Annotated in this window: 10 protein-coding genes, 1 pseudogene and 1 riboswitch; of the genes and pseudogenes, 7 read left to right on the plus strand and 4 right to left on the minus strand. The window is 61.4% G+C overall.

The genetic code is table 11. The features are described from left to right. The first annotated feature begins 26 nt into the window (after positions 1-26). Positions 27-830: a DUF72 domain-containing protein gene (locus tag CO676_RS10330; protein WP_097520721.1), complete on the plus strand. Its 804-nt coding sequence runs from the start codon at positions 27-29 to the stop codon at positions 828-830. Between the two features lie 721 nt (positions 831-1551). Beyond that, positions 1552-5343: a vitamin B12-dependent ribonucleotide reductase gene (locus tag CO676_RS10335; protein ID WP_097520841.1), complete on the plus strand. Its 3792-nt coding sequence runs from the start codon at positions 1552-1554 to the stop codon at positions 5341-5343. 246 nt (positions 5344-5589) lie between these two features. Here CO676_RS10335 and CO676_RS35185 read toward each other — a convergent pair whose 3' ends face one another. Beyond that, positions 5590-5754, minus strand: coding sequence for a hypothetical protein (locus CO676_RS35185; RefSeq protein ID WP_097520723.1), 165 nt, complete (start codon positions 5752-5754; stop codon positions 5590-5592). A 199-nt stretch (positions 5755-5953) separates the two neighbouring features. On the opposite strand from CO676_RS35185, the gene otsB reads away from it, so the two are divergent. The 4 genes from otsB to CO676_RS10360 all read left to right on the plus strand — a co-directional run bounded on the left by otsB (position 5954) and on the right by CO676_RS10360 (position 9155). Beyond that, positions 5954-6751, plus strand: coding sequence for a trehalose-phosphatase (otsB, locus tag CO676_RS10345; RefSeq protein WP_097520725.1), 798 nt, complete (start codon positions 5954-5956; stop codon positions 6749-6751). A 46-nt stretch (positions 6752-6797) separates the two neighbouring features. Continuing rightward, positions 6798-8171 (plus strand): alpha,alpha-trehalose-phosphate synthase (UDP-forming), encoded by a 1374-nt coding sequence (otsA, locus tag CO676_RS10350; RefSeq protein WP_097520843.1) that lies wholly within the window; start codon positions 6798-6800, stop codon positions 8169-8171. Between the two features lie 309 nt (positions 8172-8480). Next, positions 8481-8642: a hypothetical protein gene (locus CO676_RS10355; RefSeq protein ID WP_014764496.1), complete on the plus strand. Its 162-nt coding sequence runs from the start codon at positions 8481-8483 to the stop codon at positions 8640-8642. A gap of 78 nt (positions 8643-8720) precedes the next feature. Continuing rightward, positions 8721-9155: a GNAT family N-acetyltransferase gene (locus CO676_RS10360; RefSeq protein ID WP_245424291.1), complete on the plus strand. Its 435-nt coding sequence runs from the start codon at positions 8721-8723 to the stop codon at positions 9153-9155. Positions 9156-9942: 787 nt separating this feature from the next. On the opposite strand, the pseudogene CO676_RS10365 reads toward CO676_RS10360, so the two are convergent. From CO676_RS10365 to CO676_RS10380, 3 genes and pseudogenes are all read right to left on the minus strand, one after another. After that, a pseudogene (locus CO676_RS10365) lies at positions 9943-10886 on the minus strand (alpha/beta hydrolase). Between the two features lie 341 nt (positions 10887-11227). Beyond that, positions 11228-12205 carry a DUF1775 domain-containing protein gene (locus CO676_RS10375; protein WP_097520727.1) on the minus strand — a complete coding sequence of 326 codons (978 nt, stop codon included), beginning with the start codon at positions 12203-12205 and terminating at the stop codon, positions 11228-11230. A 78-nt stretch (positions 12206-12283) separates the two neighbouring features. Further along, positions 12284-12685, minus strand: a complete 402-nt coding sequence (locus CO676_RS10380) for a hypothetical protein (protein ID WP_097520729.1) — start codon at positions 12683-12685, stop codon at positions 12284-12286. A 161-nt stretch (positions 12686-12846) separates the two neighbouring features. Beyond that, positions 12847-12934, plus strand: a riboswitch (glycine riboswitch). A gap of 117 nt (positions 12935-13051) precedes the next feature. On the opposite strand from CO676_RS10380, the gene gcvT reads away from it, so the two are divergent. Continuing rightward, on the plus strand, positions 13052-14215 hold the full coding sequence (gene gcvT / locus CO676_RS10385; RefSeq protein WP_179875442.1) for a glycine cleavage system aminomethyltransferase GcvT: 1164 nt from the start codon (positions 13052-13054) through the stop codon (positions 14213-14215). Positions 14216-14217 lie beyond the last annotated feature (2 nt).

The following is a 14217-nucleotide window of genomic DNA, read 5'->3' on the forward strand; positions in this document are numbered from 1 at the left end:
GCGCTTACGGCTTCGAGGAGGAAATTATGGCAGAAACCGGGAAAATCCGCGTCGGCATCGGCGGCTGGAATTTCGAGCCCTGGGAGGGCAGCTTCTATCCCTCCGATCTTGCGAAGAAGCGGCAGCTCGAATTCGCCGGCAAGGAACTCCGCGCGATCGAGGTCAACGGCACCTATTACAGCTCGCAGAAGCCGGCAACCTTCGCCAAATGGGCCGCGGAGGTGCCGGACGGCTTCATCTTCTCCCTGAAGGCAAGCCGATACGTGACGAATCGCAAGGTCCTGGCGGAAGCCGGCGAATCCATGGAGCGATTCCTGACGCAGGGTTTGACGGAACTCGGCGACCGACTTGGTCCCATTCTCTGGCAATTCGCGCCGACCAAGAAATTCGAGCCGGACGACTTCGAGGGCTTCCTGAAGCTCCTGCCGGAAAAGCAGGACGGCCTCAAGCTCCGGCACGTCGTCGAAGTGCGCCATCCTTCCTTCCAGGTACCGGATTTCGTGGAGCTTCTGGATAAATACAAGGCGGCGGTGGTTCTCGCCGAGCACGAGGACTATCCGATGATTGCCGATGTGACCGCAGAATTCGTCTATGCGCGGCTGCAGAAGGGCAGCGACGACGTCAAGACCTGCTATCCACCGGCGGGCCTCGATCTCTGGGCCGACAGGCTCAAGACCTTTGCCGCCGGCGGCGAGCCGGACGGATTGGAAAAGAGCGCGCCAGACCGAAAGGCGAAGAAGGCGCCACGCGATGTTTTTGCCTTTTTCATCAGTTCGGGCAAGGTCAATGCTCCGAACGGCGCGCGGGAATTGCAGAAGCGAGTGGGCTAACGCAAGCGCAAGAGAGTCCCGCACGAGAGCCCCCGCAAGAGAGCCATGGTCGCGTTCACATGCGATTCGAGGCATGTACCGGACTTCGGGTGCTGGCCCTTCAGGCACAACATATAGTCAGCCGAATCACGAAAGCGATCGCTTCACATTCCGGCGCGCACCGCAATTGCTAGTAGCACCGCGGGATGCCCCGTTACCTGTTTTTTTACCCGTGAAAACTCTCATTTTCTTTCCCCGGTCGCCGCCTGTTGCAAGATAGCCACCGGAAGTCCCTGATTTTCAACGGCTTGGTTGATGTCCCCGTTTTCCACAGTCGATCCACACAAGATATAGCGCTCAAATTTCCGTCACAAACCACCCCTTGACGCCCCAAGGCGATTCACGGTTAATGGATTGCACGTTGCGACGGCGGCGAACCGGGAAGTTGAGAAGCCGGTTCATTCCCCCATATCGTCGGTTCTGGCATGTGGCTGAAGCGGGTGATCTCGCGTGGCCGCAGCGGCGGAATTTTGCGCGATTCGAGGGGCACCGAAACAATGTTAAGGCTGGCATAAAGAACCTGTTAATACTATATTTAGTGATTGCAGCCAGCATCACCACAAGATACGGAACACCCGGGTATTGGGTTTCCTCTAGTGAACGGAAGCTGAAGCTGGCTGCGGACCCTCGCGGCCGGGCGAGGTTAACTGCGCCTTGGCGCATGGCAACGAAGGACGGGACAATGCAGATCGAACGTCGGTTCACGAAGGCAGGGCAATCGGCCTATGCCGAGATAGAATTCCGCAAGGCGACGAGCGAGATCAAGAATCCGGACGGGTCGATCGTCTTCCGCCTCGCCAATATCGACGTGCCGGCGCAGTTCTCCCAGGTCGCGGCCGACATTCTCGCGCAGAAATATTTCCGCAAGGCGGGCGTGCCGGCCAAGCTGAAGCACGTCGAAGAAAACGGCGTCCCCTCCTTCCTGTGGCGCTCGGTACCCGACACGGAGGCGCTGAAGGCGCTGCCGAAGGACGAGCAATACGGTTCCGAAACGGATGCCCGCCAGGTTTTCGATCGCCTCGCCGGCACCTGGGCCTATTGGGGCTGGAAGGGTGGCTATTTCGACACGGAAGAGGACGCTAGCGCCTTCCGTGACGAGCTTGCCTATATGCTCGCCACCCAGCGCGTCGCGCCGAATTCGCCGCAATGGTTCAACACCGGCCTGCACTGGGCCTATGGCATCGACGGCCCCGGCCAAGGTCATTTCTATGTCGATCCCTTCAACGGCAAGCTGACGAAATCGAAGTCCGCCTACGAACACCCGCAGCCGCATGCCTGCTTCATCCAGTCGGTCGCCGACGACCTCGTCAACGAGGGCGGCATCATGGACCTCTGGGTGCGTGAGGCGCGTCTCTTCAAATACGGCTCGGGCACCGGCTCCAACTTCTCGCATCTGCGCGCCGGGGGTGAAAAGCTCTCGGGCGGCGGAAAGTCCTCCGGCCTGATGAGCTTCCTGAAGATCGGCGACCGCGCTGCCGGCGCCATCAAGTCGGGCGGCACGACGCGCCGCGCCGCCAAGATGGTGGTCGTCGATATCGACCATCCGGATATCGAGGAATACATCAACTGGAAGGTCAAGGAAGAGCAGAAGGTCGCCGCACTCGTCACCGGCTCGAAGATCGTCGCCAAGCACCTGAAGGCGATCATGAAGGCGTGCATCAACTGCGACGGCAGCGATGATGCCTGCTTCGACCCGAAACAGAACCCGGCGCTGAAGCGCGAGATCCGCGCTGCCAAACAGGCTCTGGTACCGGAAAACTATGTCAAGCGCGTCATCCAGTTCGCCCGGCAGGGCTATAAGGACATCGAATTCAAGACCTACGACACGGACTGGGATTCGGAAGCCTATCTTACGGTTTCAGGCCAGAACTCCAACAATTCCGTCTCGATCAAGGACGACTTCCTGCGCGCCGTCGAGGCCGACGGCGAATGGCACCTGACGGCCCGCAAGGACGGCCGGGTGATGAAGACGCTGAAGGCTCGTGATCTCTGGGAGTCGATTTCCTATGCGGCCTGGGCGTCGGCCGATCCGGGGCTGCACTTCAACACGACGATGAACGACTGGCACACCTGCCCGGCGGCGGGGCCGATCCGCGCGTCGAACCCGTGCTCGGAATACATGTTCCTCGACGACACGGCCTGCAACCTCGCATCGCTCAACCTGATGCAGTTCAAGGATGCCGCCAACAAGCGGATCAACATCGCCGACTACGAACACGCCGTGCGTCTCTGGACGATCGTGCTTGAAGTTTCGGTGATGATGGCGCAGTTCCCGTCACGTGAGATTGCCGAACTCTCCTATGAATACCGCACGCTCGGCCTCGGCTATGCCAATATCGGCGGCCTGCTGATGTCCACCGGCATTCCCTATGACTCGGCCGAAGGCCGCGCCATCGCCGGCGCGCTGACCGCCATCATGACCGGCGTTGCCTATGCGACCTCGGCGGAAATGTCGGCCAAGCTCGGCCCCTTCCCCGGCTTCGCGCCGAACCGCGACAACATGCTGCGCGTTATGCGCAACCACCGCCGCGCCGCCCATGGCGAAACCACGGGCTATGAGGGCCTGTCGGTCGACCCGGTCGCCCTCATCCACGCCGATTGCTCGGACCAGGATCTGATCGCGCACGCCAAGAGCGCCTGGGACAAGGCCGTCGAGCTCGGCGAGAAGCATGGCTACCGCAACGCCCAGGCGACGGTGATCGCGCCGACAGGCACGATCGGCCTCGTCATGGATTGCGACACCACCGGCATCGAGCCCGATTTCGCGCTGGTCAAGTTCAAGAAGCTCGCCGGCGGCGGCTACTTCAAGATCATCAACCGCGCCGTGCCGGAGGCGTTGCGCACCCTCGGCTATTCGGAAAGCCAGATCGCCGAGATCGAGGCCTATGCGGTCGGCCATGGCAATCTCAACCAGGCGCCGGCCATCAATCCTTCGACGCTGAAAGCCAAGGGCTTCACCGACGACAAGGTCGACGCCCTCAACACGGCGCTGAAATCCGCCTTCGACATCAAGTTCGTCTTCAACCAGTGGACACTCGGCGCCGACTTCCTCAAGGACACGCTGAAGGTCACGGACGAGCAGCTCGCCTCGATGGACTTCAATCTCCTCGAGCACCTGGGCTTCTCGAAGAAGGACATCGAAGTCGCGAACATCCATGTCTGCGGTGCCATGACGCTCGAAGGCGCGCCGTTCCTCAAGGCCGACCACTTGCCGGTCTTCGATTGCGCCAACCCCTGCGGCAAGATTGGTAAGCGCTACCTTTCGGTCGAAAGCCACATCCGCATGATGGCCGCCGCCCAGCCGTTCATCTCGGGCGCCATTTCCAAGACGATCAACATGCCGAACGAGGCGACCGTCGAGGATTGCAAGAACGCCTACATGCTCTCCTGGAAGCTGGCACTGAAGGCGAATGCGCTCTACCGCGATGGTTCGAAGCTGTCGCAGCCGCTGAACGCCTCGCTGATCGAGGACGAGGAAGACGAGGACGCGCTTGAAGAACTGCTGCAGGCGCCGGGCGCCGCGCAAGCGGTCGCCGTCACCGAAAAGATCGTCGAGCGCGTCATCGAGAAGGTCGTGCGCGCCCGGGAAAAGCTGCCGAACCGCCGTCAGGGCTATACCCAGAAGGCGATCGTCGGTGGTCACAAGGTCTACTTGCGGACCGGTGAATTCGGCGACGGCCGCATCGGCGAGATCTTCATCGACATGCACAAGGAAGGGGCCGCCTTCCGCGCGATGATGAACAACTTCGCCATCGCCATCTCGCTCGGCCTGCAATATGGCGTGCCGCTCGAGGAATATGTGGAGGCCTTCACCTTCACCAAGTTCGAGCCGGCCGGCATGGTCCAGGGCAACGACGCGATCAAGAACGCAACGTCGATCCTCGACTACGTGTTCCGCGAACTCGCCGTCTCCTATCTCGGCCGTCACGACCTCGCCCATGTCGACACCTCCGACTTCAGCAACACGGCGCTCGGCCGCGGCATTCAGGAAGGCAAGACCAACCTCGTCTCGACCGGCTGGACGCGCGGCTACAAGCCGACGATCGTCGGCGGCACGGGCGACCGCTCGGAGCCGAAGGGTGCCTCGACCGGCGCTCCGGCCCGCGCCGCCGGCGGCGCCACGGTGACCTCGATTGCCGGCAATGCCGCCCGCAAGCTGGAGCCCACAACGGCCATTGCCAGCTCGGAGGTCGTCGCCTTCAAGCGCGACTATGAGGAGCGCGCCGCCGAGCTCGCCGAGGAGACCGCCGAAGAAGTCGAGCAGGAAGTCACCGCCCTCTTCTCCGACAAGGCCGCCGCGGAGGCCGCCGCTGCCAAGTCGGAAGCCAAGAAGGTCGAAGCGGAACGCCGCGCCCGCTCGATCATGCAGGGCTACACCGGCAACATGTGCTCCGAGTGCCAGAACTTCACGATGGTCAGGAACGGCACCTGCGAGAAGTGCGACACGTGCGGCGCCACGAGTGGCTGCAGCTGATTATCGGTCAGCAACAGCAGCAGCCATCACCACCACGCAGCAACTGCTGGTGAAACAAGGCGATTTTCTTCCGGGCACCTCCGCGGTGCCCGGAATTGCTTAACTGAGTACGCCTGAATGCTCTTGCGCGGGCTGCGGAGGAACGCAGCTATTTACTGATGACGAGGGAGCGCCTGGAGTGCTCGCCCGGATAAATCACCGGAGATGGCAATCCGCGTTGGCTGGAGAAAGCAATTCCACCCGTTCTCATGTTAGGCTCGGCGGCGCGATGAACTGGTAATACGCCCACACCAGGATCAATGCCGCGATTACCGCGAGCCAGGTAAGGGCCTTGCGCTGCCATTGATTGACTGACCTTGGCTTCTGATTTGGTTTCCGTCGGTCAAACTTAATGATGTTGTCGTCGCTCATATGACCCCTCGTTGGACGGCGGTGGACTTCATAGCACGGAGCCGGTGCGAAATGCACCGGTTCCGATCATATGGCTCTCGCTTTGACATCGCCCTGCTTTGCGATGCGCTATCGATGTGGACCGTTGCAAGCCCGGCACATCGCTTCAAAATGGAAAAGCACGGTTGCCGATGGCGGAGTCCGACATAAATAGGACCTCATGTCATACCGCAAACAGTTACTCAACGCCTCAAAGCCGAATCCGGTTTCAGGAAAAGACTTCATTCTCACCGCTCTCTCGACCAATCCCGAATGCTGGGCCCTGTTCCTCGATATCGATGGTACGTTGCTTGATCTTGCTGAAACGCCGGACGCCGTAGCCGTTCCGCCGTCGCTGCCTGAAAATCTCGATGCACTGTCGAGAAAGCTCGGCGGCACCCTGGCACTTGTGACCGGTCGCGGCCTTGCTTATGCCGACCAGCTTTTTTCGCCGGCCCATTTTCCCATTGCGGGGCTTCATGGTGCCGAGCGCCGCGACCCGGATGGCCGCGTGCACAAAGCCGCAGAGACCGCGGATTTTGAGCGGCTGAAGGCCGAGCTTGTCGCCGCTACTGCGAGCTGGCCGGGCGTTCTGATCGAGGACAAGGGAGCGGCGGTCGCCGCCCACTACCGGCTTGCGCCGGACAGACGACTCGACCTTGAACCCCTGATGGAACGGGCGTTGTATCGAGCAGGACCAGACTGGGCAATCCAGCACGGCAAGATGGTCATCGAAATCCGTCCGGCCCGAGCCAACAAGGGCGACGCCGTTGCGGCATTTCTCGCCCAGCCGCCGTTTGCCGGCAGACGCGCGATCGCGATCGGGGATGATGTGACCGACGAAACGATGTTTCGCACGGTCAATGGGCTCGGCGGTCATTCGATCCGCATCGGATCGCGTTTACCGGCGAGCGAAGCGCTCGGCACCATCCCCTCTGCAGAGGTCTTGCGGGGCATCATCGCCGCGTTGGTCTCCTGAATATTTTGAGCACCTGATATATTTGCTTGCACGAAAGGAATTCGGCATGGGCCGTCTCGTCATTGTTTCCAATCGCGTACCCGTTCCGGACAAGGGCGGCATTGCGCCCGCCGGTGGCCTAGCGGTCGCGCTGAAAGTCGCCCTCGAAGAGCATGGCGGCATTTGGATGGGCTGGTCGGGAAAATCGAGTGGCGAGCACGAGGCGCAGCCGCTTGCGGAACTGCAGCAGGGCAATATCACCTATGCGCTATCGGATCTGACCGATACTGATGTAGAGGAATACTACCACGGCTTCGCCAACCGCGTTCTCTGGCCGATCTGCCACTACCGGCTTGATCTCGCCGAATACGGACGCAAGGAAATGGCCGGATACTTCCGCGTCAACCGCTTCTTCGCTCATCGGCTGGCGCCGCTTGTCAAGCCCGATGACGTCATCTGGGTGCACGACTACCACTTGATCCCTCTCGCCGCGGAACTGCGTCAAATGGGCTTGAAGAACCGCATCGGCTTCTTCCTTCACATTCCCTGGCCACCTGCGGACGTGCTCTTCACCATGCCGGTTCATGAGGAAATCATGCGTGGCCTGTCGCACTACGATGTCGTCGGCTTTCAGACAGACCATGACCTCGAGAACTTCGCCGGCTGTCTTAGGCGGGAAGGCATCGGCGACGAACTTGGCGGCGGCCGCTTCAGCGCCTATGGCCGCATCTTCAAGGGCGGCGCTTATCCAATCGGTATCGAGACCGCGGCCTTTGCCGAATTCGCCAAGAAGGCATCGACCAGCAACACGGTCCAAAAAGTGCGTGAAAGCATCGAACGCCGGAGCCTGATCATCGGCGTCGATCGCCTCGATTATTCCAAGGGAATCACGCAGCGCATCGAAGCGTTTGAGCGCTTCATCCTTGCCAATCCGGCACAGCGGGGGCGTGTCACCTATCTGCAGATCACGCCGAAGTCCCGCTCCGAAGTACCGGAATATGAAGCCATGCAACGCACTGTCGCCGAACAGGCCGGCAGGGTGAACGGCGCGCTCAGCGCCGTCGATTGGGTGCCCATACGATATATCAACCGCTCCGTAGGCCGCCACATTCTTGCGGGGCTTTATCGGCTCGGCAAAGTCGGCCTCGTGACCCCGCTTCGAGACGGAATGAATCTGGTCGCAAAGGAGTACGTGGCCGCGCAGGATCCGGACGATCCGGGCGTGCTTGTGCTTTCTCGTTTCGCGGGAGCTGCCCGCGAACTAAAGGGAGCGCTGCTCGTCAACCCATACGACATAGAGGGTACCGCAAACGCCATGGCGCGCGCGCTCAGCATGCCGCTCGAAGAGCGGAAGGAGCGATGGAAGAGGATGATGGATCACTTGCTGAAACACGACGTTTCGCGCTGGTGCCGGGATTTTCTCGATGATCTCACGGCATGATCGGATCAGTCTGCTTGGAGCGCTCCTACCCAAGCGATGTCGTCGACCCTTCATGCCAGCGACCTCCGGCTACGTGAGAGGTTGCCCATTGCAGAACCGCGCCAGGCAAGCCCCTGCCCGCTGATGTCGGTGCCGGTCCCGCCCGAGGGCCTCCTGCTACAGCCGGCCTGCTTCGGCGCTCGGAATCCATCAACCTGATATCGGAACCTTGCGGAGCTTGGCACCGGTGGGCCGATGTGAAACCGATGGACTGACATTTGCGGATACCGCAAGTTGTTCCTCGCTAGACGAATCAGAATTGGAGATTCCATGCCCCTGAAATATCTGATCGCCGCTGCATTGGCACTTGCGTCCCTCTCGGGTTGCGCAAGCACCGGCGCCGGCAATACGACTTATGCGCAATGGTACGGGCCAAACCCCGTTCCCGATTTCAGCGCCGCAACGCCCGGCGGCGTGCGTATGGCCTACTAACGGCTGAGCTTGTCATCGGACACCCGCGTGGTGTCTGGTGATCGCCGGATCAGTCACCCCTCCTCCAGACAGTCGAGATTGAATCTGTCCGCTCCCCTCCTCGACATCGTTCCCGACAACCCCAACCCGGACGACATCCGCGCCATCATCGCGACACTCGACGCCTACAACAATGCCTATAGCGGCATGGTCGACCAGGCGGGCTTTGCCGTCATCATCCGCGACCCGCAAACGCGCGCCGCCACCGGCGGGCTTTATGCGAGCGACGGCTACGGCTGGGCGTTCGTCAGGTATCTCGCCGTCCCGGACGAGTATCGCGGCCAGGGCCTCGGACGACGGCTGATGGAGGAGGCGGAAAAGATCGCCCGGTCGCGTGGCTATATCGGCATGTGGCTGGACACGTTTGAATTCCAGGCACGGCCCTTCTACGAAAAACTCGGCTTCCAACTCTTCGGCGAACTCGAGGGTGGACCGGGCGCCATTCCACGCTATTTCCTGAAGAAGCGTTTCTGACCAGTTAGCAGCAGACGCTTGCCGGTATGATCTCTTGAAATCCGGCTGAGCGTCCCCATCTATCGCTCACCACCCGTATCGAGGACCGCCTGCCGACAGTTTTGTCGCGCGCCGTCGCGTCTTCCGGGTTTGAAGGGCGCTCCCCGAAAGGGTCGAGCGCCCTTCATGTGTTCTCGTGCGCCATTCGGCCAAACCCGAAGATGATCCCCCGATCACCGCGGCGGAACGATGCCCTGGTAGTACTCGCCTTCACCGCCGACGTGGACGGTTTGCGAGCATGCCGTGAGCGTTGCGAGCGCGAGCAACAATAGAATCGTGCGCATGAATCTCGGCCCCTTTCCTAAAGGATTGACGGCCATTGATATTCCGCCCATCTCGAAGGATCAATTCCCTTATTCGGTGCTCTCATCCCGTAGATGCGACCGGCAGAAATTTGCCGGCGTAAGCCGCCTGCTTACGCTACCTGTGGCAGGCTCCGGATAGCCTTCTAGAACTGCGTCGGCGGCACGATGCCCGGATAGTAGTCTCCCGACTCGGGCGAATAGGGGTTGTGAACGGTGGTTCTTCCCGTTTGAGAACATGCAGCGAGAGTAAAAAGCGTTACTAGCAGCAGCAAAGCACGCATGGCCCGTCCTTCCTGACCGAGTTCCCCGATGCTCCTTCATTGGCGCAGCATCTGCGCTGGTTCTCTTCATTGAGCTGTGATTGTACAACTCGCTCAACCGTCGGCATAGACGACCGAAAGAGGACGGTTCTCTTGTCGAGGAATGCCCGCGCGCGCCTCGACCTACTTCCCATCCACCGCCTCTGCCCAGCTTTTCGCGCCGCTCTCGCCATTGAGGAAGGGCAGTACAGTTTCGAGAAGCTTCGGAGAGACGAAGATGTCGTAGTGCGTCAGATCAGGAAGGATCGCCAGGCGGTTATTCGACATGTTCTCGCGCATCCAGCCGGCGTCTTTCAGCCCGCCGCCGAGCCTGTGGTAGAAATCGACGATATGCTCGAGGCGGATCATGTCGCCGTCACCATAGACGAGCATGACCGGCATAGTGAGCTTGGCGACGGCAGCGGACGCGTCGTAGTCGCGCCGCATCAGATCGCCCATCGCATCCAGCAGTTTCGGGAACGCAGTCACATCGGGCGCGACGGCGGCATAGGAATTGTACATCGGCGTCTCCTTCATCATCTCCGCCATGCCGGATCCGACCTTGGCCTGAGCCTCGATCATCTCGGGATAGAAGCCATTCTTCGCAAACGGGGTGGAGACGAGCGCCAGGCGACGCACCGTTTCCGGTACCTGCGCCGCCATGTGCAGGCCGAGCCACCTCCCATCGAATAGCCGAGCACGTCGATCTGGTCGTAGCCGAGCTGCCTGACGAGGATGCCCATGTCGGCGCCTATCGCTGCGAGGTCGATCGGCCGATTGCCGAGAGGCGTGCGTCCATGTCCCTGGAGATCGACGCCGATCACTTCACGGCCCTCGGCCAATTTCGCGAGATTCGGCCCCAGCATCTCGATGATGCCGAGACCGCCGTGGAGAAGCAGCACCGGCTCACCCTCGCCATAGACCTGATAGTAGTAGTTTATGCCATTGACGGCGAGATGGCCGGTCTTCTTCGGCGTCGGCATGGATTGTTGTCCCGCCGCCTTTTCCGCCGGTTCCGCGCCGTTTGTCGCCGGGGCGCATACGAGGCTCAAAACCGTCGCAAAGATCGTGAGTGTCATTTTCAGCATCTGATGGTCCTCCAGTCTGTCCGGTGAAGCGGGTTCATGCCTCAAGGACGACCCTGAGAACCGCGAGCCGACAGACCAGCAAAAATAACGCCCAAGCCCGATCGCCGATCCCGGAAACCGCTCGGATTCAAATAAAATCCGAGCGCCGGGTTTCACCGGCTCGCAAATGAAATCTGCCAGAGAGGAAGGAGGATCGCCGTGAAGACAAGCAGGACGAACCAGCTGCCGATGAGGAGGAGCAGGCGGACGAAATCGCCGCCATGCTCGACCAGCTCATCCAAGGGTCTTGATGGTGGGAGCGGGTCCTGCAGACCCGCTCCCGAAGTCGCAAACGGCAGGACTTACTTGTGCTTGTGGCCAGCCGCTTCGCCGCCGGCCGCCCCCACCGGCAGCACATAGTCTACCTTTCCGGCCTTCTCGAACGTGAGCGTGACGGGCACAGTGTCTCCCTCGGCGAACGGCTTCTGCAGCTCCATGAACATCAGGTGCAAACCGCCGCTCTTCAGGTCTACGGTCTCACCCGGCGGAATGGCGATTCCGTCGCCGAGATTGCGCATCTTCATGACGTCGTTTTCCATCGCCATTTCATGCAGTTCGACGCGGCCGGCCGCCGGGCTTTCGACAGCAATCAGCCGGTCGTCGGTACTTCCTGTATTCTTGATGACAAAGCCGCCGCCGCCGACCTTGGCACCCGGCAGCATCGCCTTGACTGAACCGCCCGAAATTTCGAGATCGCCGACTCCGACCCGGCCGAACCCGGCCGGATGCGCGCCATGCCCGCCCTGAGCCTGCTCCTCGCTGGCAAGCGTCACGGTTATCGTCGGTGCCGGATATTCGAGCGCGTGCGCGTCCTCTCCCGCGGCCGGCACCTGGTCCCAGACGACCTTTGCCTCGGAGCCGCAAAGCTGCGTTGTCGGGAAGGCGAGCACGGTTTCCTTGTCGAAGCCCGAGACTTTGCCGCGGATGACGAAGGTATCGTAGAATTCGTCCGGCAGATTTCCGCCCTTCCAGCGGATTTCGACGGGACCGGAGGAAACCTTCGTTCCGTGGTTGTCATAGGTCTTCTGGTAGTCGCCCTTGATGATCTCGAGCTCCCAACCGGGCTTCGGCTGCGGCTTGGCGAAGACGAAACCCTCCGGCAGCTTCACCTGCACCTCGGTCGTCGGTTTGCCGTCGCAGCCATGCGGCACCTGCAGCACCGTCTTGAAGGTCTCTTCGGTCGGCGTGTTATCGACTTCGAAGCTTGCGTGTGCATGGGCCATGCCCGCGGCAGCGAGCGTCAGGCCGGCGGCAAGAAGGGTAAATCTGGTCTTGGTCATGTCGTAATCTCCGGACCACGCACCCTAAAACACGGGCTTCGTGGACAATGCCGCCAAGCGGCGTGATGAACTTTAAGTCTACGGGAGAGCGTTACGACAGGATGGGGGTCCGCGTGGGGGCGGCAGGAGGCGCAAGGGCGACAGTGCGACTCGAATTTCGGCAACAGGTGGCTCCGCCAGCCAGTTGCCTTTGTAGGCCCGCACGCTTGCCTGCGGCGGCTCGGGCACAAGCACCGACGCCGCGAGCCGGCAGGCTTCGCAACTCGGAGCGATCGGAACCGATTTGCTGCCCCTGTGATCGACACCCTCTGTGCCGAAGCAGATCTCCGCGAAAGAGCCGTCCGGCAGACGATATTCGGCTGCGAGTGCCGCGTTTTGGCCGGTTGCGAGTGCGGGCTTGTGGGCGAAAGACAGGAAAACGAGCGCGACAGCGGCAAGCAGCCGCACGGCAATTCGCCATCTGTCCCGTTGCCCGATCATCGTCGCCTCTCTGTCGTCTCTTCGTTAGCCACAACCTGCGGCAAATGCAAAGGCCGATTTGCCGCAGGTGGCCGCCGGCGCCGATGAAGCCAGGACGACAAAAATATGTTCCATCGCGACATTCACCCTTGCCAACATCCGGACTTCGCCGTTATCTGGAGACGATCTTGTTGGGAGAAACCGGTTCAACCCGGTGCCGAAGGAGCAACCGCCCCGGAAACTCTCAGGCCAAAGGACCAGCAAGGTGCCGGTAGGACTCTGGAGAGAAGCGGTTACGCTCGCCGAAGGGATAACAATCTCAGGCAAACGGACAGAGGGGGCTCGAATTTGTCGGCGTTTGACGCCGGTAGTGTGAGCCGGCGCGCCATGCGCCAGACCTGGAGGCCGGATTTGGAACCTATCTCCCGCTTGAATCATACGCCATTGCATGCCCTGCATCTGTCGCTCGGTGCGCGCATGGTGCCTTTCGCCGGCTATGAGATGCCGGTGCAATATCCCGAGGGCGTGCTCAAGGAACATCTGCACACCCGTGCCGCCGCCGGCCTGTTCGATGTGTCGCACATGGGCCAGATCGCCATTCGCCCGAAGTCCGGCCGGATCGCCGATGCGGCGCTGGCGCTCGAAAAGCTCGTGCCGGTGGATGTGCTGGGCCTTGCCGAAGGTCGCCAGCGCTACGGGCTTTTCACCAATCCGGAAGGCGGAATTCTCGACGACCTGATGATTGCCAATCGCGGCGACCATCTCTTCCTCGTCGTCAACGCGGCCTGCAAGGACGCCGACTACGCGCATCTGAAAGACGGGCTCGGCGATGCCTGCGACGTCACGCTGCTCGACGACCGCGCCCTCATCGCGCTTCAGGGTCCCCGTGCGGAGGCGGTGCTTTGCGAGCTTTGGGCGGATGTCGCCTCGATGCGCTTCATGGACCTGGCGGAGGCTGATCTCCACGACGTCGCCTGCATCATTTCCCGCTCCGGTTATACGGGCGAGGACGGTTTCGAAATTTCAGTTCCGACCGCGTCGGCGGTCGACGTGACGCAGCGCCTGCTCGAACATCCGGACGTGTTGGCAATCGGTCTCGGCGCCCGCGATTCGCTTCGCCTTGAGGCCGGCCTCTGTCTTTACGGCAACGATATCGACACCGGCACGACGCCGATCGAGGCGGCGCTCGAATGGGCAATCCAGAAGAGTCGCCGGGCCGGCGGCGAGCGCGCCGGCGGCTTTCCCGGCGCCGATCGCATCCTTGCAGAACTTGCAGGCGGAACCGACCGGCGGCGCGTCGGCCTGAAGCCCGAAGGACGGGCTCCGGTCCGTGGCGGCGCCAAGCTTTTTACCGATCCGGACGGCACGGTGCTTGTCGGCTCCGTTACCTCGGGCGGCTTCGGACCGAGCGTCGATTGCCCGGTCGCCATGGGTTACGTCGAAACCGCCCATGCCGGGAACGGCACAAAGCTTTTTGCGGAGGTGCGCGGCAAGTATCTGCCCATCACGGTTTCCGCCCTGCCCTTCGTCAAACAAACCTACAAACGCTGATC

This window comes from Sinorhizobium sp. BJ1, assembly GCF_002531555.1.
GTDB lineage: Bacteria > Pseudomonadota > Alphaproteobacteria > Rhizobiales > Rhizobiaceae > Sinorhizobium > Sinorhizobium fredii_B.

What these genes read in the sequence shown, in the direction of transcription:
- CO676_RS10380 (WP_097520729.1), bottom strand. Translation starts at nt 12,685, where the DNA reads ATGATCGGGCAACGGGACAGATGGCGAATTGCCGTGCGGCTGCTTGCC.
- CO676_RS35185 (WP_097520723.1), bottom strand. Translation starts at nt 5,754, where the DNA reads ATGAGCGACGACAACATCATTAAGTTTGACCGACGGAAACCAAATCAG.
- gcvT (WP_179875442.1), top strand. Translation starts at nt 13,052, where the DNA reads ATGCGCCAGACCTGGAGGCCGGATTTGGAACCTATCTCCCGCTTGAAT.
- otsA (WP_097520843.1), top strand. Translation starts at nt 6,798, where the DNA reads ATGGGCCGTCTCGTCATTGTTTCCAATCGCGTACCCGTTCCGGACAAG.
- CO676_RS10335 (WP_097520841.1), top strand. Translation starts at nt 1,552, where the DNA reads ATGCAGATCGAACGTCGGTTCACGAAGGCAGGGCAATCGGCCTATGCC.
- CO676_RS10330 (WP_097520721.1), top strand. Translation starts at nt 27, where the DNA reads ATGGCAGAAACCGGGAAAATCCGCGTCGGCATCGGCGGCTGGAATTTC.
- CO676_RS10375 (WP_097520727.1), bottom strand. Translation starts at nt 12,205, where the DNA reads ATGACCAAGACCAGATTTACCCTTCTTGCCGCCGGCCTGACGCTCGCT.
- CO676_RS10355 (WP_014764496.1), top strand. Translation starts at nt 8,481, where the DNA reads ATGCCCCTGAAATATCTGATCGCCGCTGCATTGGCACTTGCGTCCCTC.
- otsB (WP_097520725.1), top strand. Translation starts at nt 5,954, where the DNA reads ATGTCATACCGCAAACAGTTACTCAACGCCTCAAAGCCGAATCCGGTT.